24 protein-coding genes are annotated in these 26,246 nt (G+C 74.3%); 5 read left to right on the top strand and 19 right to left on the bottom strand.

Translation table 11 applies throughout. The features are described from left to right. Nucleotides 1-49 precede the first annotated feature (49 nt). Entirely contained in the window at nucleotides 50-619 is a 570-nt protein-coding gene (locus ACFCLZ_RS24515; protein ID WP_380279282.1) for a GNAT family N-acetyltransferase, read from the top strand. Here ACFCLZ_RS24515 and mycP read toward each other — a convergent pair. The 6 genes from mycP to ACFCLZ_RS24485 form a co-directional block, all read right to left on the bottom strand. After that, complete coding sequence (gene mycP / locus ACFCLZ_RS24510; protein ID WP_380286261.1) at nucleotides 610-1,809, bottom strand: type VII secretion-associated serine protease mycosin; 1,200 nt, start codon at nucleotides 1,807-1,809, stop codon at nucleotides 610-612. The genes ACFCLZ_RS24515 and mycP overlap by 10 nt on opposite strands. A 152-nt stretch (nucleotides 1,810-1,961) precedes the next feature. Further along, on the bottom strand, nucleotides 1,962-3,491 hold the full coding sequence (locus ACFCLZ_RS24505; protein ID WP_380279280.1) for a PPE domain-containing protein: 1,530 nt from the start codon (nucleotides 3,489-3,491) through the stop codon (nucleotides 1,962-1,964). Next, a complete protein-coding gene (locus tag ACFCLZ_RS24500; protein WP_380279278.1) occupies nucleotides 3,488-3,940 on the bottom strand; it encodes a hypothetical protein in 453 nt (150 codons plus the stop codon). Before ACFCLZ_RS24500 ends, ACFCLZ_RS24505 begins: the two co-directional genes overlap by 4 nt. Nucleotides 3,941-4,036: 96 nt before the next feature. Next, on the bottom strand, nucleotides 4,037-4,747 hold the full coding sequence (locus ACFCLZ_RS24495) for an endonuclease V (RefSeq protein ID WP_380279276.1): 711 nt from the start codon (nucleotides 4,745-4,747) through the stop codon (nucleotides 4,037-4,039). 170 nt (nucleotides 4,748-4,917) lie between these two features. Then, nucleotides 4,918-5,625 carry an RDD family protein gene (locus ACFCLZ_RS24490; protein ID WP_380279274.1) on the bottom strand — a complete coding sequence of 236 codons (708 nt, stop codon included), beginning with the start codon at nucleotides 5,623-5,625 and terminating at the stop codon, nucleotides 4,918-4,920. 90 nt (nucleotides 5,626-5,715) lie between these two features. Beyond that, nucleotides 5,716-7,044 (bottom strand): RDD family protein, encoded by a 1,329-nt coding sequence (locus ACFCLZ_RS24485; RefSeq protein ID WP_380279272.1) that lies wholly within the window; start codon nucleotides 7,042-7,044, stop codon nucleotides 5,716-5,718. A 421-nt stretch (nucleotides 7,045-7,465) separates the two neighbouring features. Between ACFCLZ_RS24485 and ACFCLZ_RS24480 the strand changes: the two genes are divergently transcribed. Next, complete coding sequence (locus ACFCLZ_RS24480) at nucleotides 7,466-7,909, top strand: SsgA family sporulation/cell division regulator (protein ID WP_380279270.1); 444 nt, start codon at nucleotides 7,466-7,468, stop codon at nucleotides 7,907-7,909. Between the two features lie 80 nt (nucleotides 7,910-7,989). Here ACFCLZ_RS24480 and ACFCLZ_RS24475 read toward each other — a convergent pair whose 3' ends face one another. From ACFCLZ_RS24475 to ACFCLZ_RS24460, 4 genes are all read right to left on the bottom strand, one after another. After that, nucleotides 7,990-9,390, bottom strand: a complete 1,401-nt coding sequence (locus ACFCLZ_RS24475) for a glycosyltransferase 87 family protein (RefSeq protein ID WP_380279268.1) — start codon at nucleotides 9,388-9,390, stop codon at nucleotides 7,990-7,992. A 163-nt stretch (nucleotides 9,391-9,553) separates the two neighbouring features. Further along, nucleotides 9,554-11,200 (bottom strand): cellulose binding domain-containing protein, encoded by a 1,647-nt coding sequence (locus tag ACFCLZ_RS24470; protein WP_380279267.1) that lies wholly within the window; start codon nucleotides 11,198-11,200, stop codon nucleotides 9,554-9,556. 210 nt (nucleotides 11,201-11,410) lie between these two features. After that, the gene (locus tag ACFCLZ_RS24465; protein ID WP_380279265.1) at nucleotides 11,411-12,961 is read right to left on the bottom strand and encodes a sensor histidine kinase; all 1,551 of its coding nucleotides are present in this window, start codon (nucleotides 12,959-12,961) and stop codon (nucleotides 11,411-11,413) included. Beyond that, complete coding sequence (locus ACFCLZ_RS24460) at nucleotides 12,958-13,683, bottom strand: response regulator transcription factor (RefSeq protein WP_380279263.1); 726 nt, start codon at nucleotides 13,681-13,683, stop codon at nucleotides 12,958-12,960. The genes ACFCLZ_RS24465 and ACFCLZ_RS24460 overlap by 4 nt, the downstream gene beginning before the upstream one ends. Before the next feature lie 154 nt (nucleotides 13,684-13,837). Between ACFCLZ_RS24460 and ACFCLZ_RS24455 the strand changes: the two genes are divergently transcribed. Further along, nucleotides 13,838-14,389, top strand: coding sequence for a hypothetical protein (locus ACFCLZ_RS24455; protein ID WP_380279261.1), 552 nt, complete (start codon nucleotides 13,838-13,840; stop codon nucleotides 14,387-14,389). Nucleotides 14,390-14,399: 10 nt separating this feature from the next. Here the strand turns inward: ACFCLZ_RS24455 and ACFCLZ_RS24450 are convergent, their stop codons facing one another. Then, entirely contained in the window at nucleotides 14,400-14,984 is a 585-nt protein-coding gene (locus tag ACFCLZ_RS24450; RefSeq protein ID WP_380279259.1) for a VOC family protein, read from the bottom strand. Nucleotides 14,985-15,186: 202 nt separating this feature from the next. Between ACFCLZ_RS24450 and ACFCLZ_RS24445 the strand changes: the two genes are divergently transcribed. Further along, nucleotides 15,187-15,762 (top strand): Lrp/AsnC family transcriptional regulator, encoded by a 576-nt coding sequence (locus ACFCLZ_RS24445; RefSeq protein ID WP_380279257.1) that lies wholly within the window; start codon nucleotides 15,187-15,189, stop codon nucleotides 15,760-15,762. Between the two features lie 29 nt (nucleotides 15,763-15,791). Here ACFCLZ_RS24445 and ACFCLZ_RS24440 read toward each other — a convergent pair whose 3' ends face one another. The 5 genes from ACFCLZ_RS24440 to ACFCLZ_RS24420 all read right to left on the bottom strand — a co-directional run bounded on the left by ACFCLZ_RS24440 (nucleotide 15,792) and on the right by ACFCLZ_RS24420 (nucleotide 20,494). Next, the gene (locus tag ACFCLZ_RS24440; protein ID WP_380279255.1) at nucleotides 15,792-16,598 is read right to left on the bottom strand and encodes a S16 family serine protease; all 807 of its coding nucleotides are present in this window, start codon (nucleotides 16,596-16,598) and stop codon (nucleotides 15,792-15,794) included. 78 nt (nucleotides 16,599-16,676) lie between these two features. Next, nucleotides 16,677-17,327: an IclR family transcriptional regulator gene (locus ACFCLZ_RS24435; protein WP_380279253.1), complete on the bottom strand. Its 651-nt coding sequence runs from the start codon at nucleotides 17,325-17,327 to the stop codon at nucleotides 16,677-16,679. A 378-nt stretch (nucleotides 17,328-17,705) separates the two neighbouring features. Continuing rightward, nucleotides 17,706-18,134 carry a DUF2752 domain-containing protein gene (locus tag ACFCLZ_RS24430; RefSeq protein WP_380279251.1) on the bottom strand — a complete coding sequence of 143 codons (429 nt, stop codon included), beginning with the start codon at nucleotides 18,132-18,134 and terminating at the stop codon, nucleotides 17,706-17,708. Nucleotides 18,135-18,149: 15 nt separating this feature from the next. Continuing rightward, entirely contained in the window at nucleotides 18,150-18,395 is a 246-nt protein-coding gene (locus tag ACFCLZ_RS24425; protein ID WP_350564126.1) for a TM2 domain-containing protein, read from the bottom strand. 266 nt (nucleotides 18,396-18,661) lie between these two features. Continuing rightward, nucleotides 18,662-20,494, bottom strand: coding sequence for a DEAD/DEAH box helicase (locus ACFCLZ_RS24420; protein ID WP_380286260.1), 1,833 nt, complete (start codon nucleotides 20,492-20,494; stop codon nucleotides 18,662-18,664). Nucleotides 20,495-20,821: 327 nt separating this feature from the next. Between ACFCLZ_RS24420 and ACFCLZ_RS24415 the strand changes: the two genes are divergently transcribed. Next, the gene (locus ACFCLZ_RS24415; protein WP_380279250.1) at nucleotides 20,822-21,256 is read left to right on the top strand and encodes an SsgA family sporulation/cell division regulator; all 435 of its coding nucleotides are present in this window, start codon (nucleotides 20,822-20,824) and stop codon (nucleotides 21,254-21,256) included. Between the two features lie 241 nt (nucleotides 21,257-21,497). Here ACFCLZ_RS24415 and ACFCLZ_RS24410 read toward each other — a convergent pair whose 3' ends face one another. From ACFCLZ_RS24410 to ACFCLZ_RS24400, 3 genes are read right to left on the bottom strand one after another with little or no spacing between them, the layout of a single operon-like run. Further along, entirely contained in the window at nucleotides 21,498-24,110 is a 2,613-nt protein-coding gene (locus ACFCLZ_RS24410) for a bifunctional lysylphosphatidylglycerol flippase/synthetase MprF (protein WP_380279248.1), read from the bottom strand. A 20-nt stretch (nucleotides 24,111-24,130) separates the two neighbouring features. Further along, nucleotides 24,131-25,459 carry an alpha/beta hydrolase gene (locus ACFCLZ_RS24405; protein WP_380279247.1) on the bottom strand — a complete coding sequence of 443 codons (1,329 nt, stop codon included), beginning with the start codon at nucleotides 25,457-25,459 and terminating at the stop codon, nucleotides 24,131-24,133. Further along, complete coding sequence (locus ACFCLZ_RS24400) at nucleotides 25,456-26,100, bottom strand: class F sortase (RefSeq protein ID WP_380279245.1); 645 nt, start codon at nucleotides 26,098-26,100, stop codon at nucleotides 25,456-25,458. Before ACFCLZ_RS24400 ends, ACFCLZ_RS24405 begins: the two co-directional genes overlap by 4 nt. Between the last annotated feature and the right edge of the window lie 146 nt (nucleotides 26,101-26,246).

Genomic DNA, 26,246 nt, shown 5'->3' with positions numbered 1-26,246 from the left:
GCGCGAAACCGCTGGAGGAAGCGGAGCGTTCCGGTCCATCCTGACCACCATGCCCACCTTCGACCCCGGCGCGCTCGCACACAAGCCGACCCTGCCCGGCGCCACCGTCACCCTCGTCCCGCTCACCGCCCGGCACACCGACCCCATGTGGCGGTTCACCGCCGACGAGGAGACCAACCGCCTCACCGGCACCCGCCGGGCCTTCACCCACGACGAGATCCGCGACTGGTGCACCACCCGCCCCGAGCAGCCCGACCGTCTCGACCTCGCCGTCGAGGACCGCGCCACCGGCGGCTTCCTCGGCGAACTCGCCCTCAACGACCTCGACCCCGACAACGCCTCCGCCCACTACCGGATCGCCCTCACCCCCGGCAGCACCGGCCGCGGCCTCGGCACCGAGGCCACCCTGCTGCTCCTGCGCCACGCCTTCGCGACCGTCCGCCTCCACCGCGTCGAACTGGAGGTCTACGCCTACAACCCCCGCGCCGCCCGCGCCTACGAGAAGGCCGGCTTCCACCACGAGGGCCGCGCCCGCCAGGCCCACCACTGGGCCGGCGAGTACCACGACGTCCTACGGATGGCCGCCCTGGGCCCCGACTGGCTCGCCGCTCACCCCTGAGACGGCGGCCACTGCGGCGGCGGCGGATACCCCTGGTACCCCGCCGCCGCGGCCCGCTCCCGCCGACGCCGCCCGCGCACCACCAGCAGCACGGCCGCCACGACCCCGACCAGCACCACTCCGGCCACTCCCGCCGTCCCCATCAGCACCCACCTGACGCCGCGGTTCGCCTCCCTCACCGGCGGCACCGCCGCCGGCGACTCCCACGCCTCCTCGCTCGGCGGCGCACTCACCGGCGCCTGCGCCTCCACCCGCCCGGCCAACGGATTCTCCCGCGGCCCCCCGTCCACCGCCGGATTCACCTCCAACGCCTTCGCCGGCGACAACACCCCGTACCCGTACCGCTCACTCGGCACCGCCGTCCCGTCCCCGGGCGGCACGGCGCTCTTGATCATCCGGTTGATGACCTGCCCGGCGGAGAGGGTCGGGTACTTCGCGCGGATCAACGCGGCGGTGGCGGAGACGTAGGCGGTGGCGGCCGAGGTGCCGTTGCCGACGCCCTGCCCGCTCGTCGATTTGGCACTCGCCTGGGGGATCTCCGCACCTGGCGCCACCAGGGTGGTCTCAGGGCCGGAGCTCGACTTGGCCCAGATCAGCCCGTTCCGGTCTGCCGCCCCAACTGCCACGACCCCAGGGAATGCAGCCGGGTACTGCACGGCTCCCCCCTTGCCACCGCCGTTGCCCGTACCCGCGACCAGGACCACGTCCTTGTCCACCGCGTACTTGACTGCCGCTCGCTCCTCGGGGTCGTCCCCGGAAGGCCCCGCGATGGACATGTTGACGACCTTCGCGCCATGGTCGACGGCGTAGCGGATCGCCTTGGCGGTCTCCGACTGATCCGAGAGCGCTTCCTCGCCCAAGGTGATCCGAATTGGAAGGATCTTGGCCTTGGGCGCCAGGCCCATGATGCCGGCCCCGACACCGTGGCCGTGGCCGGCAATGACGCTCGCCATTCCGGTGCCGTGGCCGTCGGTGTCCACCGTGCCGTCGGTGTTCGCCCCGGTGAAGTCCGCCCCGGCCAGCACCTGCCCTGTCAGATCCCGGTGATCTTTCAGCACGCCACTGTCGATGACGGCGACCGTAACACCATCTCCCTCCGAGACCGGCCAGATAGCTGACTCCGCCCGGTAGGTGACGAGCGGCCACTGCGCATCGCGAATGTCGTCGGCGCGGGCGGAACCCGTGCCCATGGCCACCAGCAGTCCTCCTGCCAGCAGCACTGCCGCCCCACGGTTCAGACGCCAGCACCTCAAGCCCTGCCACCCCACTCAGCACAGAGGTTGCCCGCAGCCCGAGCAGCCGCAGGGCAACCGATCGATTCGCCCGGCCCGAAGGCCGGGCGTCATTCCACCACGTTCGGATTGACCGGGTCGTCCGACACCCAGGTCTCCTCGTCCTCGACGAGGTAGTCGGGACGGTCCTTCCTCTTCTCGTCGTCCTTCCGCCCCCGGTCGGCGCCGCCCAGCGGAATCATGGGCGCCTGCGCAAGCGGGCTGCCCGTACCGGTCTCCGGCCGGATCCGGCCGCGCGCTCCCAGGCCCGAGCCGCCCTCAGTGAAAGACTGCCTACCGCCGCCACTCCTGCCAGACTGGTCCCCGACACCGACGACCGTGCCGCCGACTCGACCGGCCGCACCCTCGCCAGCGCCCCTTCCCCGGACTGATCCCCCTCCGACGCTCCCGCCGCCACTCACCCCCGGGATGCCCTCGGCACCGAAGATCGCACCACTGCGACCGGCTCCGGTCCGACCCGGTGCCCCTCCGCGGCCACCGCGCACGGCCTCCGGACCGGTTTGCCCGTTCCACCCGGCGCCCGGCCCGGACTCCTGCCGACCGGTGGGGCCGAAGGACTGCGGGATCCCGCCCGGGTGGGGTGTTCCTCCCGCGTTGCCGCCCTGCGGCGCGGCGGGCTGCGCGGCGGGGTTGTTGGGCAGGGACTGGCTACCACCGCTCCCCGGCGAACCGAGGATCGACGTACCGCTCCCACCGGACGGCGGCTGCCCACCGGGTGTCACTGTCGCGGGCCCGGCGGCTCCGCCGTCAACGACGGTCCCGGCGCCGAAACTCACCGGCGCGGCTTTGGGCTGTGGCATGGCCACCCCGCCCTTGACGCCAGGGTCGGAGGGAGCCGACGGTGTCTTCGAGAACGCCGGGCTCGTCCCCTGAGGGTTCGAGCGTCCGCCGCCGACACGGGGATCCGCCACCGCTCCCTCCCGCGGACGGGAAACCGGCGCCGCGCCCGTGCCTACGTTGCCGACCCCGACGCCGCTGAGGAAGCCGCCCACGGCCGCGTAGCCACTCGCATCCCCATCAGCCGTCGGGGACTCCTTGAAGTCCTCGTTGATCCCGCCCTTGACCGGCCCCGGGGGAGGCGGGGGCTTGAGCATGGGAGCCGCGGTCCGGTAGTGCATGGCGAGGGTCTGCAGGACGGTGGCGGCTTCGGCCTTCTTCTGGTTGGCGAGGTCGGTGCGGGAGTCCTCGTCGTCGGCGCCGAACAGGGAGGAGACGGTGTCGCCGACGCCGTCCTTCAACTGCTCCCAGCCGCTGGGTTCCTCGGGCATGTCGGCCTTGGCCTTGGCGATGGCCTCGGAGACCGCCTTGAGGGTGATGGCCGCGTCGTTGGCGTAGGAGGCGGTGGTGTTGATGGTGGTGGCGAGCTGGAGCATGCGGGCGTGGAAGGCGTCGCTGGTGCTGCCCTCCCAGGAGGTGGCGGCCTCGGTGCTGGCGCGGGTGAGGGTGGCGCGGATGGCCTTGAGGGTGTCGGCGGCGCGGCGCCAGGGGTCGGCGGCGGCCATCACCTCGCCGGGGTTGAGCGCCTGGACCATCCGGCGGAGTTCGGCGTGGCTGTAGCCGCGAAAGTCGGTGTAGCTCACCGGACGCCCTTCCCGTCGTCGTGCTGGGCCTGCGCGATGGTCCAGCCGTAGCCGGCGTAGCTGGTGGCGGAGGGGTTGGCCACGGACCACCCGTCGTCGCCGAGCTTCAGCTTGGCCTTGGTCTGGTGCTCCTGCTCCTCGTAGTTGGTGGCGGTGAGCTCGGCCTTCTTCTGGGCCTCGTCGACCGCTTCCTGGAGCTGGTTGAGGACGTCGCGCAGGCCGTCCCGCATGGTCTGGTAGCGGCCGTGCAGGTCGGTGGCCTCGGCGAAGGTGCCGAGCGACGAGGGGCCGATGCCGCTGCGGCCGTGTGTCGCGTTGCCGTCGGCGTGGTGCTGGAACTCGGCGAGCAGCAGCCGCACTTGGGCGGCGAAGGCGCGCAGCTGCTCGACCTCGACGCGGTAGCCGCGTCCCGATCCGCCGGTCGATCCCGTTCCGTTCCCCGTTGCCACGTGCGGCGCCTCCCCCGTGCGTCCGGCCGGTGTGTCGTTGAGGGTTCTGGTGAGTCAGTCCATGTCTAACACACGGGCCGCCTCCCTGGCGTGCCGTCAGTTCACGTCCGGTACTCGACTCGCGGCGGCGAGGGCGCGGCGGCAGAGCGAGTCGGCGTGCCGGGTGGTTTCGGGGAGGCGGTAGCGGGGGGCGAGGGCCAGGGTGGTCTCGACGGCTTCGGCGAGGCCGATGCGGTGGCCGACGGAGACGAAGACGGGTTTGACGCCGGGCCGGGTGCGCAGGGCGCGGCCGACCTCCTCGCCGGTGGCCGGGTCGGTGAGCGGGGTGGAGTCGCCGCGGGCGGGGCCGGGTTCGCGGTGGTCGAAGGTGAACGGGGTCTTGGCGACGCCGAGGGTGCGCAGGCCGGTGAGGACGCCGAGGTGGCTGGCGAGGCCGAGGCGGCGCGGGTGGGCGAGGCCGTAGCCGTCGCAGACGACGGTGCCGGGGCGGTGGGTGAGGGCGGCGAGGGCGTCGAGGACGGCGGGGAGTTCGCGGAAGGCGAGCAGGCCGGGGACGTAGGGGAAGGCGATGCGCCCGGTGGCGGTGGCCTCCTCGACGACGGCGAGGGTGGCCCGGTCGAGGACCACCGCGGCGGCGACGACGAGGTCGCGGTCGTCGTCGTAGGCGACGTCGACGCCGGCGATCAGCCGGTCGTCACCGACGCCGTCCGCGCCGTCCGCGCCGGTCGGCCGGACGAGCGGGCGCAGGCGTTCCTGTTCGGCGAGCGCCTCGGCCTCGGTGGTGGGCCAGTCGGCGGGGATGGGCACGGTGGTTCCCCCAGGGTGCACGGAGCGGTGGTGACGCGGTCGGGCCCACCGTACCGAGCGGGGCGGACGGCCCCGGGGGCGCGTCCGCGGCCCGTGCGCGCCCGACCGGCGCGCGGGGCTCCGCACGCCGGTCGGCGGACGCGGCCGGGGGCCCGGGCCCGGCCGTCGGCTCAGACGGTGGAGACCACCACCGTCTTCGCGGCCTTGTCGTGGATGCACTGCCGGTACGGCTTGTCGAAGACGCCGAACAGGCCGTCGATGAGCCACCAGAGCCCGGCGCAGCAGATCACGGCGGGCAGGATGAAGACCGCCGCCCTGGTCCAGGCGGCGCTCTGGGTCGGGGAGTTGCCGTCGACGAGCATGGCGACCCGGATCTTCATGGCCTTCTTGCCGAGGGTCTGCCCGTCCCGGCTGAGCATCAGGCCCTCGTAGACGAAGTAGAGCGCGCAGGCGAGCCAGAAGGCTCCGGCCGAGGCGGAGCGGTCGGTGAGGCTGGCGAACGGCACGACCAGGAGGAGGGCGACGGCCTGCACCAGCAGGTAGTCGATCAGCCGGGCGAGGATCCGGTTGGGCCAGCTGCCGAGCGGGGGCATCCCGGGGACGGGGCCGCTGCCGGGCGCGCCGTGCCCGGCGGGGCCGTAGCCGGGCGGGGGCTGGTCGTACGGCGACTGGCCGTAGGGGTTCTGGCCGTAGGGCGGGCCTGCGGGAGCGCCGCCGTAGGTGCCGCCGTACGCACCGGGGCCGCCGGGGGGCGGAGTGCCGTACGGGTCCGACGGCGTACCTTCCGGCGTGCCGCCGCCCGATTGCGGGGGCTGCTTGCCGAAGGAGGGCTTGCCGCCCCCCTCCGGCTCGGGGCCTGAGGGGTCGTAGGTGCTCATGACCCGAGTAGAACATCACGCATTGTACGAACTTGGGATATTGACTCCGTTTTGTCCGATCAGACCACTGGGTGGGAGACCGGTGGAACCTCAGACCCGGACGACCCGGGTGCGGGCCGCCCGGTCGTGCCAGCCGCGCCGGGACGGGCGGTCGAACAGCGGCCAGAACAGGCCGGCCACCAGCAGCATCGAGACCTGCCTGACCAGCCACCGGGCCAGGGAGCGGCCGATCCCCGGACGGGCCGGGGCGGCGGCGGACGGGGTCCGGGCCACCGCGACCACCCGGATCCGGGCGAGCCGTTTGCCGAAGGTCTGGCCGGTGCGGGCGGTCGGCAGGACCTCGTAGAGCAGGCCCACGAAGAGCAGGATGCCGAGCAGGACGGCGGCTTTGCCGAGCACCGTGCCGTCGACCAGCCAGACGTCGATCTGGCGGTGGGTGAGCCGGCTGGCCATCCGGGCCTGGTCGAGCTTGCGCTGGAGGTGGGCCTCGACCGAGCGGCCGAGCGGGGCGCCTGCGGCGACGGCGACCACGGCCAGCACGGCGGTGTCGACCAGGCGGGCGGAGAGACGGCGCCCGAGCCCGGCGGGCAGTGGCGCAGGCGCCGGGGCCGCCCCGGCGCGACGGCGCGAGGTGGCGGGCGATGGCCGGACGGCGGTGGCGGCGGTGGCGGCGGCGGGACGAGTGACGACCGGGGCAGGTCCGGCGTCCTCCACGACCTCCGCCGCCGGCACCGGGTCCGGGTCCGGCGATGCGGCAGACGCCGGCGACAGCACCGGGATGAGTACCGGACCGACCAACTCGGGGCCGCTCACCCGCTCCGGGGCGGGCGCTTCGACGGGAGGCTCCTCCCCCGACCCGGGCAGCACGCCCCAGGACACCCAGCGCGACGCGTTGCCCCGCTCCATCAGCCCGTGCTGCGCCCACGGATCCGCCGGCCGCCCGGCCGACTCCGCTTCCGGCCCCGACCCCGACCCCGGCCCCGGCCCCGGCTGCGCGACGGGTGCCCGCTCCCCGCCTCGGCGGAACACCGGCCCGTTCTCCGGCACCGCGAAGGTGAACGACGCACCGCCGCCCGTCTGGTCCAGGTACACCGGCCCGGTGTCCCCACCGGACGACGCCCGCCCGGCAGGCCCCCGCGCCGACTCCCCTACTGGCTCCGCCGACGACTCGGCCACCACCGGAGGCGGCACGTACCGCCCCACCCCGACCCCGCCGCCCGCCGCCCCCGGTCGGCGGGTCGCGTACCGGGGCGGTTCGAGCACCTCGCCCTCCGCCGGGGCGGGCCGGCTGGTGCCGGGCACCCACGCGGAGCCGCCCCAGTAGCGGACGAACCCGGGGATGGAGGGGTCGGGGTAGTAGCCCGGCGCGGGGCCGGCGGCCGTGTCCGTGCTGCCGCCGGCGAGGGGCCGGTCCGTCATGGGGGCTCGCTTTCCTGGCAGGCCGATACGGCGCGCCCGGCGAGGGGGTGTGCACGACGGCGGCACGGGCGACCCGGGTGGCTCCGCCGTCGGCGCGCGAGGAAGTGCCACCGCGGAGGTGCCACCGAGGAGGCGGACAGTCGCCGGACAGTCACAAAGGGTAGTGCCTTGGCGGGTGGGCCGAGGGAAGTTGGCCATTCACCGGACAGGCCGAGGCCGCCCACGGTAAGGAAGACGGCGCGTACGCCCGACCGCGCGCCCGCCGTCCCGGGTTCACCCCTCCCCGCACCACCGCCGACGGATCTCCGCAGGAAAATCCCGAGAAATCCCGGAAACCCGTGTAAGAGCGCCCCCGGGCCGCGCTCTCCAAGGTCACAGGGCCCGGAACCGGGCGCCAACCGCAGGAAGAGAGGACCCGATCATGGAGCGCCCGACGAGCGTGGTCGAACACGAGCTGGAGCTCAACCTGGTGCTCTCCCCCGAGCACAGCGTCCCCGTCCCGGCCCGGCTGTCGTACGGCAGCCACGACCCCTACGCCGTGCACATCACCTTCCACCTGGACACCGGCTCGCCGGTGACCTGGGTGTTCGCCCGCGAGCTGCTGGTGGAGGGCACCTTCCGGCCCTGCGGCCAGGGCGACGTGCGGATCTGGCCGGCCCTCTCCCAAACTTCGGCCGGGGGGACCCCCAAGGGCCGGCGCAGCGTGCTCTGTCTGGCGCTGAGCTCGCCGGCCGGGGACGCGCTGTTGGAGGCGCCGCTGCCGGCGGTGGCCGCCTGGCTGGAGCGGGCGCACCGGTTGGTGCCGCCGGGCAGCGAGATGGCCGCGCTGGACATGGACGGCTCGCTGGCCGCGCTGCTCGCGTGAGGCATGCGAGGCGTGTCAGGCATGTCAGGCGTGGTGTCAGGCGCGTGAGCCGCCGCCCCGCCCCCGGCGACCCGGTCGGCTCAGCGGGCCGCGGGGGCCTGCTGACGCTCGCGCGCGGAGTCCGGCCGCCCGCCGCCGCGCTGGCCGGGCAGCGCCGCCGGCGGCGCGCCGGCCGCCAGGCGCCGGGCGCGGACGCGTAGCGCGGCGGCCAGCAGGAAACCGATCCCGACGAGCGGGTAGACCGAGGTCGGGATCTGGCGGAGCGGCGACAGCTCCAGCACCAGCGCGCCCTGCGGCTTGGCGAGCCACATCGCGAAGGACAGGAAGGCGACCAGCGTGGCGGCGAAGGCGGCCCGCCAGCGGACCTTCCGGACGGCGGCCGGACGGGCCCGTTCGACCGCCGCCTCGCAGGCGAGCAGGACGAGCAGCGGCACGCACCAGACCCAGTGGTGGGTCCAGCTGATCGGCGAGATCAGCACGGCGGTGACGGCGGCACAGCAGACGCCCCAGGCCTCGGAGCGCGACAGCCATCGCGAGCTGCGGGCGGCCCAGGCGGCAACGCCGAGGCCGGCCACCGCGACGACGACGGCGGCCAGGGTGGCGGCGGTACCCGGTTCGGCGGTGTGCAGCAGCCGGGCGACGGCGCCGCTGAGCGCCTGGTTGTCGACGATCTCGGTCTTGCCGACCCGGGAGGAGTCGTAGAGGTACTTGGTCCAGAAGCCCCAGGTGGCGTCGGGCAGGACGAGCGCGCCGAGCAGGAAGGTGCCGAGGAAGGTCGCGCCGGCCACGAGCGCGGCCCGGACGCGGCCGGTGAGCAGCAGGTAGACCGCGAACAGGCCGGGGGTGAGCTTGATGCCGGCGGCGATGCCGATCGCGACGCCCTTGCTGCGGCGCCCGTCGGGCCGGGTGAGGTCCCAGAGGATGAGGCAGGCCAGGGCGAGGTTGATCTGGCCGTAGCGCAGCGTGGTGTAGACGGGTTCGAGCCAGACGCCGGTGCCGGTGACCAGGATGACGCCGATCGCGCGCAGGTCCCGGCGCGGCCAGCCGACCAGCTTGAAGGACAGGTGGGTGAGCAGCGCGAGCAGGCCGAGGTTGCAGAGCGTGACCGCGACCCGCAGGAACGGGATCGGGAACCAGGTCGTCGGCACGAACAGCATCGCGGCGAACGGCGGGTAGGTGGCGGGCAGGTCCCACTGTGTGACGCGCAGCCCGTAGAGGTCCTCACCGTTGGCGACGGCGGCGCCCTCGGCCCGGTAGACGATCATGTCCACCATCGAGGTGTGCGCGAAGTGCCGGACCACCGCGTAGGCGAGCAGGGAGAACAACGCGACCGCGGAGGCGGCCAGCAGCGGTCGGCGCGGGGCCTCGCGCAGGGCCCGCAGGGGCGCGCCGAGGGCGGTGCGCAGCCGGTCCGACAGGGGGGCGGGCGCCCGGTCCGGTGCGGTGGGCACCACGCCGCGCTCGTCTTGCACCGCTGTCACTCTTCGCTCCGTCCGCCGGTCGGCCAACCAGCGACGATACCCGATGCCCCGCGACCGCCCCGGATCGGGCTGATGACGGAGAGTAGTCGCCCTGAGGATGGTGCCGGCCGGCCGTGCCCCGTTGCGGTCGGGGCACGGACGGCCGGAGTCGGTGGGGCGGGGGTCAGCCGGTGTAGGCGCCGAGGGTCCGGGTGAAGTCCAGCGGCTGCTGGACGATCGAGCTGCAGCTGGCGTCGGCGTACGCCTTGGCGCCGCCCTCGCAGGCCTTGTCGCGGGTGCCGGACCACATCGCCAGCCAGGCCAGGTGCTTGCTCTTCGCGAAGTCGGCGAGCTGCTTGGCGTCGGCGACGGTGAAGACCTCGCTGGCGACGTCGTTGACGCCGATCATCGGGGTGACCGCGACCTTGTGCCAGGCGGCCGCGTCGTCGAGCCCGAGCACGCTCTTCACCTGGGCCTGGGTGGCGGTGGCCGCGGCGATGGCGTACTTGCCCATCTGGCCCTGCGGGTTGGGGGCGACGCCGTCGCCGAAGTCCATCGCCATGATGTTGACCGCGTCGATCGCCACGCCGTTGTTCTTGGCGTCGGCGATCAGGTTGACGCCCTCCTGGGTCAGGCCGGAGGGGAGCACGGGGAGGGTGAAGGAGACCTCCAGGGTCTTGCCCTTGGCGGCGGCGTTCTTCTGGAGCTGGGCGACGGCCTGGGCGCGGCGGGTGTTGGCCGCGGTGTTGGCGATCGCGCCGCCCTCGACGTCGAAGTCGACCTTGGTGAGGCCGTAGGCGTCGACGGTCTTCTGGTAGACGGCGGCGAGGTCGGCGACCGAGGAGCAGGCGAGGGCCAGCTCGGAGCCGTTGGCGCCGCCGAAGGAGGCCCGGACGTCGCCGCCGATCGCGCGCAGGGCGCCGATCTGGGCGGCCACCGCGTCGGCGGCGAGGTCGCTCACGCCGCCCCACTTCGGGGTGCAGCCGCCGCCGGAGACGACGAAGCCCAGGTTGAAGTGCTTGACGCCGGTGGCCTTGGCGGTGGCGACCAGGTCGTAGGGCGGGTAGAGCGAGGTGTCGACGAACGGGGAGAAGCCGGCGCCGCCGGCCGGGGCGGGGGTGCCGGTCGCGGTGGCGGTGGGCGCCGGGGTGGTGGGGGCGGCCGTGGTGGTGGCGGTCGCGGTGGCCGTCGGAGCCGGGGTGGTGGGCCGCGGGGTCGCCGTGGCGGTCGGGCTCGGCGCGCCGGTGGCGGTCGGCGTCGCGGTGGCGCTGGCGCTGGCGGTCGCCGTCGCGGTGGGCGGGGCCGAGGCGGACGGCGAGGCCGTCGCGGTGGTGGTCGGCCGGCCGGACGGGGTGGGCGCGGTGCCGTCCCCGGGCTTGCAGGAGGTCTTGTTGATCAGACAGTTGCCCGGCTCGCCCTGCGCGGCGCCGGAGCCCTGCGCGACGAAGCCGACCACGATGCTCCGGCCCGCCTCCAGCCGCTTGCTCCACGCCTCCGGCCGGACGGTGATGTGCTGGCCCTCCGCCGTGAAGGTGGCGTTCCAGAGCGAGTCGATCCTGGCGCCGGCGGGCAGGTCGAAGCTGAGCGTCCAGTCCTCGATGGCGCTGCTGTCCGGGTTGGTGACCAGGTACTGGCCGGTGAAGCCGGAGTCCCAGCTGCTGGTGCGGCTGTAGACGGCGCCGAGCGAGGCGGCGCTGGCCGAGGAGGCGAGGACGACGACGCCTCCGGCGACCAGGGCGGCGGCGACCGCGGAGGCTCCGAGCAGCATGCCCTTGCGGCTGCGCCGACGGCGGCCGCCCGGGCGGCGGTGGGGCGGCTGCTGGGTCGTCATGGAGGCCTCCGGAGCTGGCAGGTGGGCGGTCGGGGGTGACCGCCGACGACGACGCTAACGGCGCCGAATGGCCGGAAACCGCCTGCTGAGCCAGGGGTAGAACTCCCTTACGGTGCGCTTAAGAAAGAGGGGGTGTGCCCCTCCCCCCGGGTCTCCCGGGGCCCTGACGAAGCGCCGAAACCTTTCGTCACCGGCCCGTGGCAGCCCCGTTCAGCGCGGGAACAGCGACCCGCGGCCGCGGCGTCTGCCGGTCCGCTCCGGTGCGGTGCCGTCCTGCCGGGTGCGCAGCCGCAGCCGGATCTCCGCACCGCCGAGCACGGCCGACGCACCGAGCGCGAGGTCGCCGCCGGTGGCCTCGGCGAGCTTGCGGACGATGTCCAGCCCGAGGCCGGTGGAGCCCTCGCCGCCGTGGCCCTCGCCGCGCTTCAGCGCGGCCTGCGGGTCGGTGAAGCCCGGGCCCGCGTCCCCGACCAGCACGATCACCGAGCTCTCGGTGGGCAGCACGTCCACCGAGAAGGCGGTGCCGACCGCGGTGTGCCGGAAGACGTTGCCGAGCAGCGCGTCCACCGCCGCGGCCAGGTCGCCGCGCTGGACCGGGACGGGCGTCTCGCGGTCGGCGCCGGCCAGCTGCCAGGGGCGGCCCTCGTCCTCGGCGAGCGCGGACCAGAAGCCGACCCGCTCGCGGATCACCTCGGCGGCGTCGCAGCCGACGGTGACGGCGGGCGCGTCCTCGGGCGCCCGGCGGGCCGAGCGGATGATCTGGTCCACCTCGCGCTCCAGCTGCGACACCGCGTGCCGGGTGGCGTCGGCCGCGTCGCCCTCGCCGAGCGAGGCGGCGTTCAGCCGCAGCACGGTCAGCGGGGTGCGCAGCCGGTGGGACAGGTCGGCGGCCAGCTCCCGTTCGGCGGCGAGCAGTTGGACGACCCGGTCGGCCATCGCGTTGAACGCGTGGGCGGCCTCGTGCAGCTCCACGGGGCTGCCGGCGGCCTGCTTGCCGTCCACCGGCACCCGGACGGCGAGGTTGCCCGCGCCGAGCGAGCGCGCGGCGGCGGCGAGCCGGCGGGCCGAGCCGACGATCCGGGCGCCCATCCGGTCGGCGACCAGCACCGAGATGGCGACCAGCCCGAGCGCGACCCCGGAGAGCACCTGCCAGGCGGTGGCGACGCCCCGGGTGAGGTCGTCGTCGGCCACGAACACCTCGACCACGGCGGTCCGCACGGTGTCCACGGCGACCGGCTGGAGCAGCGCGTAGCCGCCCGGGACCTGCACGGTGAACGAGCGGCCCTGGCCGCCCGCGGTGGCCACGTCGGCGTCCAGCGCCCGGACCTCGCCGATGGTCGCACCGGCCGAGGGCCCGGAGGCCGTCGCCGCGGCGGCCACCCCCGGCACGCCCGCGGCCGTCCCCGTCCCGCCCGGCGCCGCGGCCACCCCGCCCGCGGCGCCGGCCGGGCCGGAGGCGGTACCGGCACCGGAGCCGGCCCCGACGGCGGCCTCCGCCGGCGGCAGGTGCACCGCCATCCGCCCCTGCGCACCCGCGTCCGTCGAGGCCACCGCCCGGGCGATGGCGTCCCCGTCGATGGTGATGGCCAGCGCCGGGCCGAGCGCCGCGGCCTGCCGCTCGGCGGCCGTGAACGCCCGGTCCCGGGCGGTCTGCTGGACCATCAGGCCGAGCGGGATGAGGAAGGCCAGCGCGACCATGGTGGTCCCGGCCACGGCGGCCTTGATCAGGGCCCAGCGCAGCGAGTGCCGCAACCGCCTCATGTCAGGCGCTCCACGGGAACGGGCCCGGGCCCGGCGGCCTGCCCGGACGCCTCCAGCCGGACGCCGACCCCGCGCACGGTGTGCAGGTAGCGCGGGTTCGACGCGGTCTCACCGAGCTTGCGGCGCAGCCAGGACAGGTGCACGTCGATGGTCTGGTCCCCGCCGTAGGTCTGCCGCCACACCTCGGCCAGGATCTCCTTGCGCGGCACCACCACGCCCGGCCGGGCCGCGAGGAAGGCCAGCAGGTCGAACTCACGGCGGGTCAGGTCCAGTGCCCGTCCGTCCAGCGAGGCCTCCCGGCGCTGGAGGTCGATCGCCAGCCCGCCGACCCGCAGCACCTGGCTGACCGGGGCCGCCCCGCCGCCGAGCCGGCGCAGCACGGCGGACATCCGGGCGCTCAGGTGCTCCCCGGAGAACGGTTTCACCAGGTAGTCGTCGGCCCCGTCGTTGAGCAGCCGGACGATCTCGGCCTCGTCGTCCCGGGCGGTGGAGATGATGACCGGGACGTTGGTCAGGCCACGGATCATCTTGAGCGCCTCGCTGCCGTCCAGATCCGGCAGGCCGAGGTCCAGGATCACCAGGTCGCAGCCGACCTGGGCGACCTCGCGCAGCGCCTCAAGTGCCGTGCCCACGCTGCGAACCGCGTGGCCGGTGTCGGTCAGGTGGCGGATGAGGGCGGATCGTACGAAGGGGTCGTCCTCGACCACGAGCACTGTTGCCATGGGGCTGCACGGTACGCCATCGGCCCCGAATGGTCTGTACCTCGGGTTGGCCGGCACCGGTCCGCGGGGAGCCGACCGCACTTGTGCAAGTTCCCTGTGGAAGTACCGGGGCGCCCACCTGCGCCGCCGGGAGATACGGCAGGATGTGCGCACGATGCGGAACGGACTGGTACAGCTCGGCGCCTGGGCGGCGGCCACCGGGGCGGCGGTGGCGCTGTCGTGGTTCGGCGTGCACGCCGTACTGACCGGCGCCGCGTTCGAACGGCCCACCGCACTGCCGCTGCCCTCGCCGGCGGCGGCCGGCGGCGCGAAACCCGTGCCGACGCCCTCGGCGGCGCAGCCGCAGTCGGCCGACCGCACCGGGCCGACCGCGCCGCCGCCCACCACCCGGGCGTCGGCGGCCCCGCCCAGGCCCACGGCCGCCGCCACCCCGTCGGCCGCCGCACCGACCTCGCACCGCCCGGCACCGGTCAGCAGCACCACGTCCTCCGTACACAGTTACCTCGTCCCGGGCGGCAAGGTCGCCCTGGACCTCCAGCCGGACCAGGCCTCGCTGGTCTCGGCCACCCCGGATTCGGGATGGCAGATGCAGGTCTGGAACGGCCCCCAGTGGCTCCGGGTGGACTTCACCAAGGACGACCAGGCCAACTCGGTGATCGTCTCCTGGAACGGCTACCCCCCGAGGGTCGAGACCGCCGTCCGCTGACCGGGGCCGGTCACCAGCGCTCGAAGGGCACGTAGCCCGGCAGGTAGGGCCCGCGGTACCGGGAGCGGTCGACCAGGGTGTGCCTGGTCCCGCCGGGCACCCCGATCGCGGCGAGCACCACGGTGCCGTACGCGTCCCGCACCTCGTAGGGCTCGGCGAGCGAGGCCGCTCCCCGGTCGACGGCGTAGTCGTAGGCGTAACAGACGTCCGGCACCGCGACCGCGAGGTCGACCACCCCGTCGCCGTGCCGGGCCAGGTACCCGGCCAGTTCCCGGCCGCGCGGGCCGATCGCCTGGACGAGCGAGGTCAGCACGAATCTGGTCCCGGGCGCCCGCAGCACGTAGGAGACCGTCTCCGGCTCGCCCGTCTCCGGCCCGGCGTACGCGGTACAGCGCAGCCCGAGCGCGACCGCGTACCGGCGGGCCGCCCGCTCGGCGTCGCCGACCACGAAGACCACCGCGTCGGCGCGGCCCATCGGGAGCAGGCCGATCTCCTCCACGGCGCCGGCGCCGAAGGCGGCCGGACCGGGCTCGGGCGTGCCGGGGCCGGTCGGGCCGTCGGCGAGCAGCACGAGGTCGGCGGCGGTGTCGGTCATGTCAGCCCTCCCGGTCGGGGTACGGGACCACGGGTCGCCCCGGGACGCCGGGTGGGGACGGGCGCACGGGGTTGTGGCTGGAGGGTGGCGCCGAGCCGACGTCCGCGCAACTGTTCCGTTTCCTCCTGGTCAAGCTGTGCTCCGGGGCGGGAGAATCGGGCGCACCGCTGTACACAATGCCCACCGGAGGACGGAGCCCTCGATGCCCCCCGCCCACGCCGCCAGCTCGCCGGGCGCCCCCGGATCGTCCAACTCGCCCACCGGACAAGGACATTCCGTCGCGCCGGGCGGGCCTGCCGGAAGCACCAACGACGCGATCGACGCCCTGGACGGCCGGCTGATCCGGCTGCTCGCCGAGGAGCCGCGGATCGGCGTCCTGGAGTGCTCGCGCCGGCTCCAGGTGGCGCGCGGCACGGTGCAGGCCCGGCTGGACCGGCTCCAGGCGCGCGGGGTGATCGGCGGCTTCGGCCCGGAGGTGGACCCCGCGGCGCTCGGCTACCCGGTGACGGCCTTCGCCACCCTGGAGATCTCCCAGGGCCAGGGCGCGGACGTGCGCGCGCACCTGGCGGCGGTGCCGGAGGTGCTGGAGCTGCACACCATCACCGGGCACGGCGACATGATGGTGCGGATCGTGGCCCGCTCGAACGCCGATCTGCAGCGGGTGATCGACCGGGTGGTCGGCTTCGACGGGATCGTCCGCTCCTCGACGGCGATCGCGCTGGAGAACCCGGTGCCGTACCGGATCCTGCCGCTGGTCGACCAGGCCGCCGTCGAGTGACCGGGGCCGGGCGGCCGGGGGGCCGGGGCTCAGCAGGCCGGCACGGCCCCGCCGGTGCGCAGCGCCTCCAGCGCGGAGACCGACTCCGTCAGCGTGCCGACCGGCACCAGCCGCAGCCCGGCGGGCGTGTTCACCTTGGCGTCCGTGCACTCGTCCTTGGGCAGCAGGAAGACGGTCGCGCCGTCCCGGGCCGCCGCCTGGGTCTTCAGCGGCACGCCGCCGACCGGGCCGACCACGCCCTGGTCGTCGATGGTCCCCGTGCCGGCGACGGTCAGCCCGCCGGTGAGGTCGCCGCCCTTGCCGTCCCCGGCGAGCTTGTCGATGATGCCGAGCGCGAGCATCTGGCCGGCGCTCGGGCCGCCGATGTCACCGAGGTCGACCTTCACCTTCACCTGGGCGGGTGACAGCCCGAGGTGGGAGAGCGCGGCCGTGGTGGCGGCGTCCTGCGACTGCGTCATCTGCTGGGCGGTGACCTCCTCGGCCTTGGCCGGGTCGCCCTGCGGGTAGACGGTCTCGGTGGGCCGGACGGCCTCGTCCGGGTCGAACCAGGCCTGCAGCGAGCGCCAGAAGGTGTTCCGCTCGCCCGGGTTGGTCGCCGAGATGGTCACCATCCGCAGCTGCCCCTCGGTGCTGCGGACCGGCGCGCCGGTGATGGTGAGCACCGGCCGGTCCTGGTAGCTGCCGAGGGTGTCCGCGGTCACGCCGGGAAAGGTCAGCGTGTACGGCAGCGGGACGAAGGCGGCCACGCCGAACAGCGCGGTGACCAGGGCGCCGCAGAGCGCGAGGGCGCGGGTCCGGGGAGCGGTGAGGGCCGGGGGCAGCTTGGTGTCGGACACAGAGGCATCCAAACACACCGGGCCGCCCGGCGGGCACGCACACGGCCACCCGGACGGCCCGCCCGCCGGCCCGCGCGCTCAGCGCAGCGCGTCGGCGACCTCGGTGGCGGCCTCGACGACCCGGGGGCCGACCCGCTCCGGAACGAGGCCGTTGAGCATCACCACGCCGACGCTGCCCTCGATGCCGCTCAGTCCGATCAGCGCCGCGGCCGCGCCGGACGCCCCGGACTGCTCCTCCGCCCGGGTGATGACGAAGCCCTGCTCCGGCCGGCGCTGGCTCGGGAAGGCCCGGGCCTCCAGGATCGCCCGGCCCGCCGCGCTCTCCCCCAGCGGGTGGCGCAGCCCGGTCCGGTAGGCGACGTGGAAGTCGGTCCAGCTGGGTTCGACGACCGCCACCGCGAGCGCCTCGTTGCCGTCCACCAGGGTGAGGTGGGCGGTGGCGCCGAGGTCCTCGGCCAGGCTGCGCAGCGCGGGCAGCGCCGCCTCGCGCAGCAGCGGGTGGACCCGGTGGGCGAGCCGGAGGACGCCCAGGCCGACCCGGGCGCGGCCGCCGATGTCCCGGCGGACCAGCCCGTGCTGCTCCAGGGTGGCCAGCAGCCGGTAGACGACGGTCCGGTTGACGGCGAGGCGGGCCGCCAGCTCGGTCACGGTGAGCCCGCGTTCCGAGTCGGCGAGCAGCTTGAGGACCCGGACACCGCGGTCCAGGGTCTGGGAGGTCTCTGCAGTCACGACGCGCAATTCCTTTCCGCGGCGGGTCGCGGATCGGCGGGCCGGTCCGGACTCAGGTGTCGCGCGCAGGTGGGGTGGCCGCGCTCGGGCCGCGGAGAGTCGTCCTTGACGTCCTGGGGCCCTGCGGCGCCCGTCTCGCGGGGGGTTGCCCGGCGGGAGAGCGTGTGGGAAAGGTAGTGAAGTAATTGCGGCGGCGGAAGTGTTTGTCCAAAATTCGGGCAAGATCAATTGCGCACGCCCTACCAAACCGGGTCAAAGCGGCACAGAAAACCCCGACCAGGCGTTCGCAAGTTCGACCACAGTCCGAGTTCCGGACGGATCGGGCCACGTCAGGCCACGTCGGGTCGCGTCGGCCGCGCCGGGTCGCACCGGGTCGCCTCAGAGCAGATTGCGCAGGACGGTCCAGGCCGTCGCCACACCGAGCAGCACGGCCGTGCCGCGCCGGCCGAGCGGCGGCTGCCAGCGCCGGCCGGCCAGACCGTGCCGCAGCCAGACCAGGTACACCGCGGCGACCAGCGGCAGCGCGAGCAGCAGCGCCGCGTTGTCGTGCCAGGCGGCGGCGAGGTCGCCGTGCATCAGGTCGTAGGCCATCCGGGTACCGCCGCAGCCGGGGCACTCCAGCCCGGTGACCTTGCGCCAGGGGCAGAACGGCAGCACCTGCCCGGGCAGATGGGGGTTGCGCGACCACAGGTACACCGAGCCCGCCGCGCCGCCGACCAGCACCGCGACCGGCGCCCATGCCGTGCGCAGCCGCTCGGGCACGGCGAAGCCGCCCCGGCCGGGACGACCGGGGCGGCTCGCCTTCACGGAGGTGACCAAGGCTCAGCTGCGCAGCAGGCGGCCCTGGGCGTCGGTGCGGTCGTTGCTGGTGAGGAACAGGATGCCGTCGATCAGCGACCAGACGCCGAGGCCGCCGCAGGTCAGCAGCTGGGCGATGCCGATGCCGATGTGGCCGGTGTAGAAGCGACCGACACCCAGGCTACCGAGCAGGATCGTCAGGACGCCCGCGACGACCTTCGACTTGTCGGAGAGCTCGGGCTGCTGGGCGTAGGGCTGCTGGTACGACACGTTCGGTGTGCTCCTTGAAAGACAGACAGGCCCGGACGCACGACGGCGCGTCGCGTCCCCCCGGGTCGGTGAGGTGCCGACCGAAGTCACCGGGAGCTGCGACGGCCGGCCCCGGACGGGGAGCGTGCGGCATCGGCGGCCCGGAGACGGCGCGGCACGCGGAAGACTAGCCGATCATCCGACCGAATGTCTCCACAATTCCTTCGCGTATACCCGAATGTCATATGACCTTTATTGCCGCGCCACCGACTCCCGCCGACGGATCGTTACTTCGCCCACTCCCGGATCTTGGCGATCCGCGCCTTCAGCTGATTGGCCGTCGCCTGCGCGGTCAGCGGACCGCCGCACTGGCGGCGCAGCTCGTTGTGGACGGTCCCGTGCGGCTGGCTGGTGCGGTGGTGCCAGGCGGCCACCAGCGCGTTCAGCTCCTTGCGCAGCTCGCGCAGCTCCTGGTGCGTCACGACCGGCCGCTGCTCGGCCGGCAGCTCCAGCAGGTCGGCCTCCTCGGCCGGCTTGCCCTTGCTCCGCTGGATCTGCCGGTGCTGACGCTTCTGCAGCAGCATCTGCACCTGGTCCGGCTCCAGCAGGCCCGGGATGCCGAGGTAGTCCTCCTCCTCCTCGCTGCCCGGGTGCGCCTGCATGCCGAACTCCATGGCGTTGTACAGCACCCGGTCGAAGACCGCGTCGGAGCCCAGCGCCTCGTAGGAGAACTCCTCGCCGCCCGCGCCGTCCGGGCCGTCGTTGGCCCGCTCGGCCTCGGCGAGCAGCCGGTCCTCCTCGTCGAAGAGGCCCTCGCCCTCCTTCTTCGGCCGGTCCAGCACGTGGTCGCGCTGGAGCTCCATCTCGTTGGCGAAGCCCAGCAGCATCGGGATGGTCGGCAGGAAGACGGAGGCGGTCTCGCCGCGCTTGCGGGCGCGCACGAAGCGCCCGACGGCCTGGGCGAAGAACAGCGGGGTGGAGATCGAGGTCGCGTACACCCCGACGGCCAGCCGGGGCACGTCGACGCCCTCGGACACCATGCGGACCGCGACCATCCAGCGCGAGGTCCCGGCCGAGAAGTCGGAGATCCGCTGGGAGGCCTCGGCCTCGTCGGAGAGGACCAGGGTGACCTTCTCGCCGCTGATCTCGCGCAGCATCTTGGCGTAGGCGCGGGCCACCGTCTGGTCGGTGGCGATCACCAGGCCGCCGGCGTCCGGGATCGCCTTGCGGACCTCGCCGAGCCGGCGGTCGGCCGCCTGGAGCACGGACGGGATCCACTCGCCCTGCGGGGAGAGCGCGGTGCGCCAGGCCTGGGCGATGAGGTCCTTGGTCATCGGCTCGCCGAGCCGGGCCTCCAGCTCGTCGCCGGACTTGGTGCGCCAGCGCATGTTGCCGCTGTACGACAGGAAGATCACCGGACGGACGACGTGGTCGGCGAGCGCGTGCCCGTAGCCGTAGGTGTAGTCGGCGACCGACTTGCGGATGCCGTCGCCGCCCGCCTCGTACTGGACGAACGGGATCGGGTTGGTGTCCGAGCGGAACGGCGTACCGGTCAGCGCGAGGCGCCGGGAGGCCGGCTCGAAAGCCTCGAAGCAGGCCTCGCCCCAGGACTTCGAGTCACCGGCGTGGTGGATCTCGTCCATGATGACCAGCGTCTTGCGGGCCTCGGTCCGGTTGCGGTGCAGCATCGGGTTCACGCCGACGCCCGCGTAGGTGACCACGATGCCGTGGTAGTCCCGGGAGAGCGGCCCGGAGGAGTAGGCCGGATCCAGCCTGATGCCTATCCGGGCGGCGGCCTCGGCCCACTGCTTCTTCAGGTGCTCGGTCGGCGCGACCACGGTGACCTGCTGCACCAGGTGGTTGTGGAGCAGGTAGGAGGCCAGGGTCAGCGCGAAGGTGGTCTTGCCGGCGCCCGGGGTCGCGACGGCGAGGAAGTCGCGCGGCTGGTTCTCGATGTACTTGTCCAGCGCCCCCTGCTGCCAGGCCCGGAGCTTGCCCGCGGTGCCCCAGGGGGCGCGGCCGGGGAAGGCCGGGGACAGGTGGTGCGAGGAGGTCGGCGCGGCATGGCCGACGGCCCGGACGGGCGCGTCCGGCTCGTGGGCGTCGGAGAAGAGCGGCATCGAGGCGGCGGCAGTACTCACGGTCTCCGAGGGGGGATCATCGCAGGTCAGAGGCGGTTTTGCGGCCTCGACCCACGGTCGGACGGCGTTCGGACAACCCGCCCAGCCTACCGGGCCCGGGGGCGTTCGGGCGGCCCCGGCGGGGCCGGGCGGGGCGCGCGTGCGGCCTCGGGCCGGTCGGTGCGGCCGGAAATCGATGTGACGTGGATCACCTCGGAAAGTTGCGAAAACGCGGTAAGCGGAACCCCCTCGACCGCCTCTCTTCCGGGTGAGGCCGCCCCAACCCCACAGCCGTCACCGGCCTCGCACCCAGAGAAGGGAACCGCCGTGCACGCCACCGCCGAAGAGACCGTCCAGGCCCGTCTGGTCCTCTCCCCCCACCGCTCCGTCCGGCTGCGGGTCACGCTGACCTACCGCCCGGAGGACCCGCTCGCCGTCCGGATGGCCTTCCCCTCGGAGTTCTCGCTGGACGACCCGGCCGACGGCCCCGGGGAGGGGGCCGCCGACATCGTCTGGGTCTTCGCCCGCCGGCTGCTCGCCGCCGGCCTGGAGCTGCCCTCCGGCATCGGCGACGTCCACGTCCGGCCCGGGCTCGGCCGGCGCACCCTGGTCGAACTGCGCGCGCCCGAGGGCATCGCGCTGGTCCAGTTCGACACCGCCGACCTGCGGCGCTTCCTGTGGCGCAGCCGGCTGCTCGTCCCCGAGGGCGAGGAGCACCTGCACCTGGACGCCGACCGCGCCCTCGCCCAGCTGCTCGGCTGAGCGACCCGGCGGGGCACACGTCGGCGGCCGCCCGGGACCGGGGCCCGGGCAGCTGCTGTGTTGGTCGCCCGCTCGCCTCCGGGGCGCTTTTGTCCGGCGCCGACGGTCGGCGCTCCCTCGCTCCTTCGTCGCCCCCTCGCTTCTCCCTTTCGGCACCGGCGCGCCCCTTCGGCTCGGGGCGGGTGGCCTTCGGCCCGGGGCGGTGGCCTTCGGCCCGGGGCGGGGTGGGCCTCGTGCGCCGCTACGCCGAGAGCTTGCGCATCAGCCGCACGCCCTGCGCCGGGGTGAGGTGCGGCAGGTACGCCTTGCCGATCGCCCGGGTGATGCTGGGCAGCGCGGCCGGGTCCGGGTAGGCCATGTACATCGGCCGGTACTCCGGCTGGAACTTCGCCTTGAACGCGAGCAGGGAGCGGAAGCCGTACACCGGCTCCAGCGCCCGGCCCAGCCAGTCCAGGGTCTTCTGCAGCCCGGTCGGCGGCTCCTTCTCGGAGCGGGCCAGCGGTGCGCCGGAGAGCGAGAGGAAGCGGGCGCCCTCCTGCTTGAACCCGAGCGCCGCGGAGGCGATCAGGAACTCGGTGACGCCGCGGAAGCCGTCCGAGCGCCGGCGCATGAAGTCCAGCGTCCAGCCGACCGCCTCGCCGTTCTCGTAGACCGGCATCCAGCTGGTCAGCCCGTGCACGGCGCGGTCCTCGTCGACGGCGATCAGCAGCCGCACCGCCGGGTCGTCCAGCTCCTCCAGGCCGCCGAGGGTGAAGCCCATCTCGGGCAGCCCCTTCTCCGAGACCCACTCCTCGGAGATGGCCCGGATCTGCTCCTTCAGCGCGAGCGGCGCCTCGTGGTAGGACCACCACTCGGCGGTGATGCCCTGCTTGCCGGCCTTGTTGAGCGCGGTGCGGATGTCCTGCCACTTGCGGCCGGTGAAGGCGAGGTCCGGCAGCGCGACCACGGTGTCCTCGGCGACCTGCAGCGAGCGCCAGCCGAGCTGTCCGGCGGCGGCCCGGGTCTCCGGGGTGACGCTGTAGAAGCAGGGCGTCCAGCCGCGCGCGTCGCAGTACCGGGCGAACCCGGCCACCGCGCGACCGCGCGCCTCCGGGTCGCCGAACGGGTCGCCGGTGGTCAGCGCGACGGTGTTCAGCACCCGGTAGGCGACGGCCGCCCGGCCGTCCTCGTCGAACCAGTAGTGGTTGCCGTCCCAGGTGGTGAGGAAGGAGAGCGTCCCGCCGCCGTGCTCGGTGAGCAGGGTGCGGGCCCGCGCGGCGTCCTCGGCGTCGACGTGCACCACCGGGCGGCGGAAGGCCACCAGCAGCGCGACCAGCGCGATCACCCAGAAGGCCAGCCCGCAGTACGTCTCCAGGACGCGCGCCAGCGGCCCGACGGCGATCGGGTAGTCGGGCAGCAGGTCGTTGTAGGCGGGCGGCAGGAACTGGGCCGGCAGTCCGGCGACCAGTCCGCGGAAGGTCGCGCCCGGCTCGAACTGCCGGGCGACCAGCACGCCCAGCCCGGTGTACGCGGTGGCCGCGACGAGCAGCGCGCCGCCGAGCACGACGGTCAGCCGGCCGAGCACCGCCCGCGGCAGCCGCAGCGGGAAGCGCTTGCGGGTGGCCAGCAGCAGGCCGCCGGTGACCAGCGGCAGCAGCAGCGCCTCGACGAAGTACTGGACGACGCCGCCCGCCCGGGTGCCGGTCTCCTTGAACAGCCAGAGCAGCATGAAGGTCCAGAGCAGCTCGGTGACGACGGTGATCCGCCAGGCGAGCCGCAGGCCGCGGCGCAGGCCCTCGGCCAGCACCAGCAGCAGGGCCGGGAAGAGCGTGGCCATCAGCCGGGCCGGGGTGTCGAAGATCCGCTCGACGGCGTGGGCGCGGGCGCAGTCGCGCGCCGAGGCCGCGCAGAAGTCCGCGACCTCGTCCGGGGTGAGCCGGTGCGAGAGGTAGATCTCCGAGAAGGTGTTGAACGGGCCGGTCGCATTGTCGTACAGCGAGGCGATCATCGGCCCGAGCGCGGCGGCGACCAGGCAGAGCGCGATCAGCACCCGGGTCTCGGTGTGCGAGGAGCGGTGGGAGCGCAGGTGCGGGCGGCGGCGGGAGAGCAGCGCGCCGACGGCCAGGCCGGCCAGGGCGCCGGCGAAGCGCTGGACGCTCTGCAGGTGGCCCACGTAGAGGGTCATCACCAGCGGCACCAGCACCACCAGCAGGTGCAGCCGGCGGCGCCACAGCACGGTGAGCCGGTAGCCGAGCACACCGGCCAGGCCGAACAGGCCCGCCGTGGGGCCGACCGCGGTCTGGTCGACGACCGAGGCGGTCCACTGCTCGCCGAGCCGTGCGCCGACCGCGACCACAGCGGTGCCGGCCAGGGTGCCGGCCAGCTGTCCGGCGACCAGCGCCCCCGCGGTGCGCAGCGCGCCGAGCCGGTGCTCGGCGGCCGGGACGACCAGGAGCAGCAGCAGGCTGGTGGCGACGTAGGAACCGGCGCCGGAGCACCAGAAGAGCGAGCTGAGCGGCGTCCACCAGCGGCCCTCGCCGAGGGTCGGCACACCGGTGCCGACCCGCTCCAGCAGGGCCTCGGACGGGCCGTGGTCGAGGCTGCGGGTGGCGGCGCCGACGGCCCACAGGCCGACCAGCAGCACCACGGTCAGCGGGGCCGCGCCGACCCGGGCGGCCAGCCGGTTGCCGAAGCCGGCGGCCGCGCGCACCACCCGCTGCGGGCGGCGCGGCGCGGGGGCGCCGGGATCCGGGGCGCCGTGGCCGCCGTGCGACTGCTCGGGGACCCGCGGGCGCGCCTGCTCGTCGCCCGTTCCCTCCCCGCGCTCGCGCGCCCGCAACGACTGCGCCGCGCGTTCGCCGAGCAGTGAGGACATCGGGGCCGCGCCGAGCCGGATCACCGGATCAGCCCGGTCTGCTGGGCCAGCCAGGGCAGCTGGTCGACGATGCCCGGCCGGAAGATGACCCAGCCGTGGGCGCCCGGCATCAGGTCGAACTTGGCCTTCATCCCGGCGGCCTGGACCGCCGCGAAGACCTTCTCCTGCTGGGGGCGGAACTCCGCGTCGGTGCGGCCGACCACGATCGCGGCGGCGGTGTCCGGGAACTGCTTGCGGGCCATCACCTGCAGCGGGTCGACGGCGTCGAACTTCGAGGCGTCACCGTCGAAGGCCTCCTTGACGGTCTGTTCGCGGGTGCCCAGGGTCGGCTCCTGCTGGCCGGCCATGTCCAGGAAGGAGCCGTAGACCTCGGGGGCGTTGACGGCGAGCTGGAGCGCGCAGGTGCCGCCCATCGAGGCGCCGCCGATCGCCCAGGCCTGCCGGCCGGTGGCCGCCTGGAGGTGGCTGTGCACCCAGTCCGGGATGTCCTTGGACAGATAGGTCTGGACGTTGGCGATCCTGGAGTCGAAGCAGAGCGTGTTCTTCCAGACCGATCCCAGCTGATCCGGCATCACCACGATCGGCGCGAGGCCGTTGTGCTCGGCGGCGAAGGCGTCCAGGGCCTCGTTGACCTGGCCCGCGAGCACCCAGTCCCCCGGGTTGCCGGGCTGACCGGAGACGAGCACCACGACCGGGAGCAGCGGCCGGGGGTTGGCCCGGTAGGCCGGCGGCAGGTAGACGTACGCGTCGCGGGCGGTGAAGCCCGACTTCGTGCCGGGGATCGGCACGACCGAGACGGTGCCCTTCTCGGGGAGGCCGGGCGGGGCCTGCCAGACCTCCTCCAGCACCTTGCCGGGCGGCGGGCTGACGGTCTTGGCGGTCATGTCCGTGGTGAGCTCCTGGGTCTTGGAGAGCCAGGGCGCCAGCATGATCCGCCCGGTCGGGAACTGGCCGAAGCCGCGGTTGACCTGGGAGGAGGCCATCAGCAGCACCAGTGCCCCGGCGCCGGCGGCCAGCAGCTTGCGCCGGCGGCCGGTGCCGGGCATCCGGAATCCCGCCAGGCTGAGCCCCAGCAGGGCGGTGGCGATCCACCAGGTGACGTAGCGGGGGATGCCCTCGGGGAACGGGTGCCACCAGCCGTCGACGACGACGTCCAGGAGCAGGCTCAGCGTCGCGGCGGTGAGCAGGGCGGCCGGGAGCCGGCGGCGCCACCAGGTACGGCTGCGCGCCAGCAGGGCGAGGACCAGCAGGGAACCCCAGCCGGCCGCCAGGACGGCGTACGGGATCGGGCCGTGGGTGAGCGGCCAGTCGATCGGGTTCCAGGCCAGGGCGAGAGAGGCGGTGGTCATACGTTCTTCCCCGGGCGGGTGGTGTCGGCCAGGAAGCCGTAGGCGACGACGTTGCCCTCGTAGCCGCGGTCCTCGCTGTATCCGCCGCCGCAGGTGATCACCCGCAGCTGGGCGTCGGCGGCCTGACGGTACACCCGGTCGTCCGGGAAGTCCTTTCGGTCGTGCACTTCGATGGCGTAGAGCTGGTAGACGGCGGTCCGGCCGTCCTCGCGGAGGATCTCGATCCGGTCGCCGCGGTGCAGCGAGCCCAGATGGTAGAAGACGGCTGGACCACTGTGGTTGTCGACGTGTCCGGCGATGATGGCGGTGCCGCGCTGGCCGGGGGTGGCGCCGTCGCGGTACCAGCCGGCCAGGTTGGGGTCCTCCTCCGGCGGGGTCTGGAGGCGGCCGTCCCGGTCGAGCCCGAGGCCGGTGACCGGCGCGTCGAGCCGGACGGCGGGAATGCGGATTCGGGTCGGCCGGGAGGGGCCGAGCGGTGGCGCCACGGAGACCGGGGCGAAGCCGGTGAGGGCCTGTCCGGCGCCGGGGGCCGGGGGCAGCCCGGTGGTCCCGCCGTCGTGCAGCAACCACGCGCCCAGCACGAGCGCGGCACCGACCGCCAGGGTGCCCGGCCACGGGCTCCTGCTCTGCTGGGCGCCCACCGGCGCTCCCCTCTGCTGACGTCGGATCGGCCGTCGGTTCCTGGGAACTCTCTGGGAACCATGCAACCGGATCGGACCCTATGCCACATTCATACGCTGGTCGTACTCACTCCCCCCGATCGGCAGGGCCTACCGGGGTCCAGCCC

The sequence above is a fragment of the Kitasatospora purpeofusca genome, assembly GCF_042691725.1.
Classification (GTDB): domain Bacteria; phylum Actinomycetota; class Actinomycetes; order Streptomycetales; family Streptomycetaceae; genus Kitasatospora; species Kitasatospora purpeofusca_B.
This window is presented reverse-complemented; position numbering and strand designations above follow the sequence as displayed.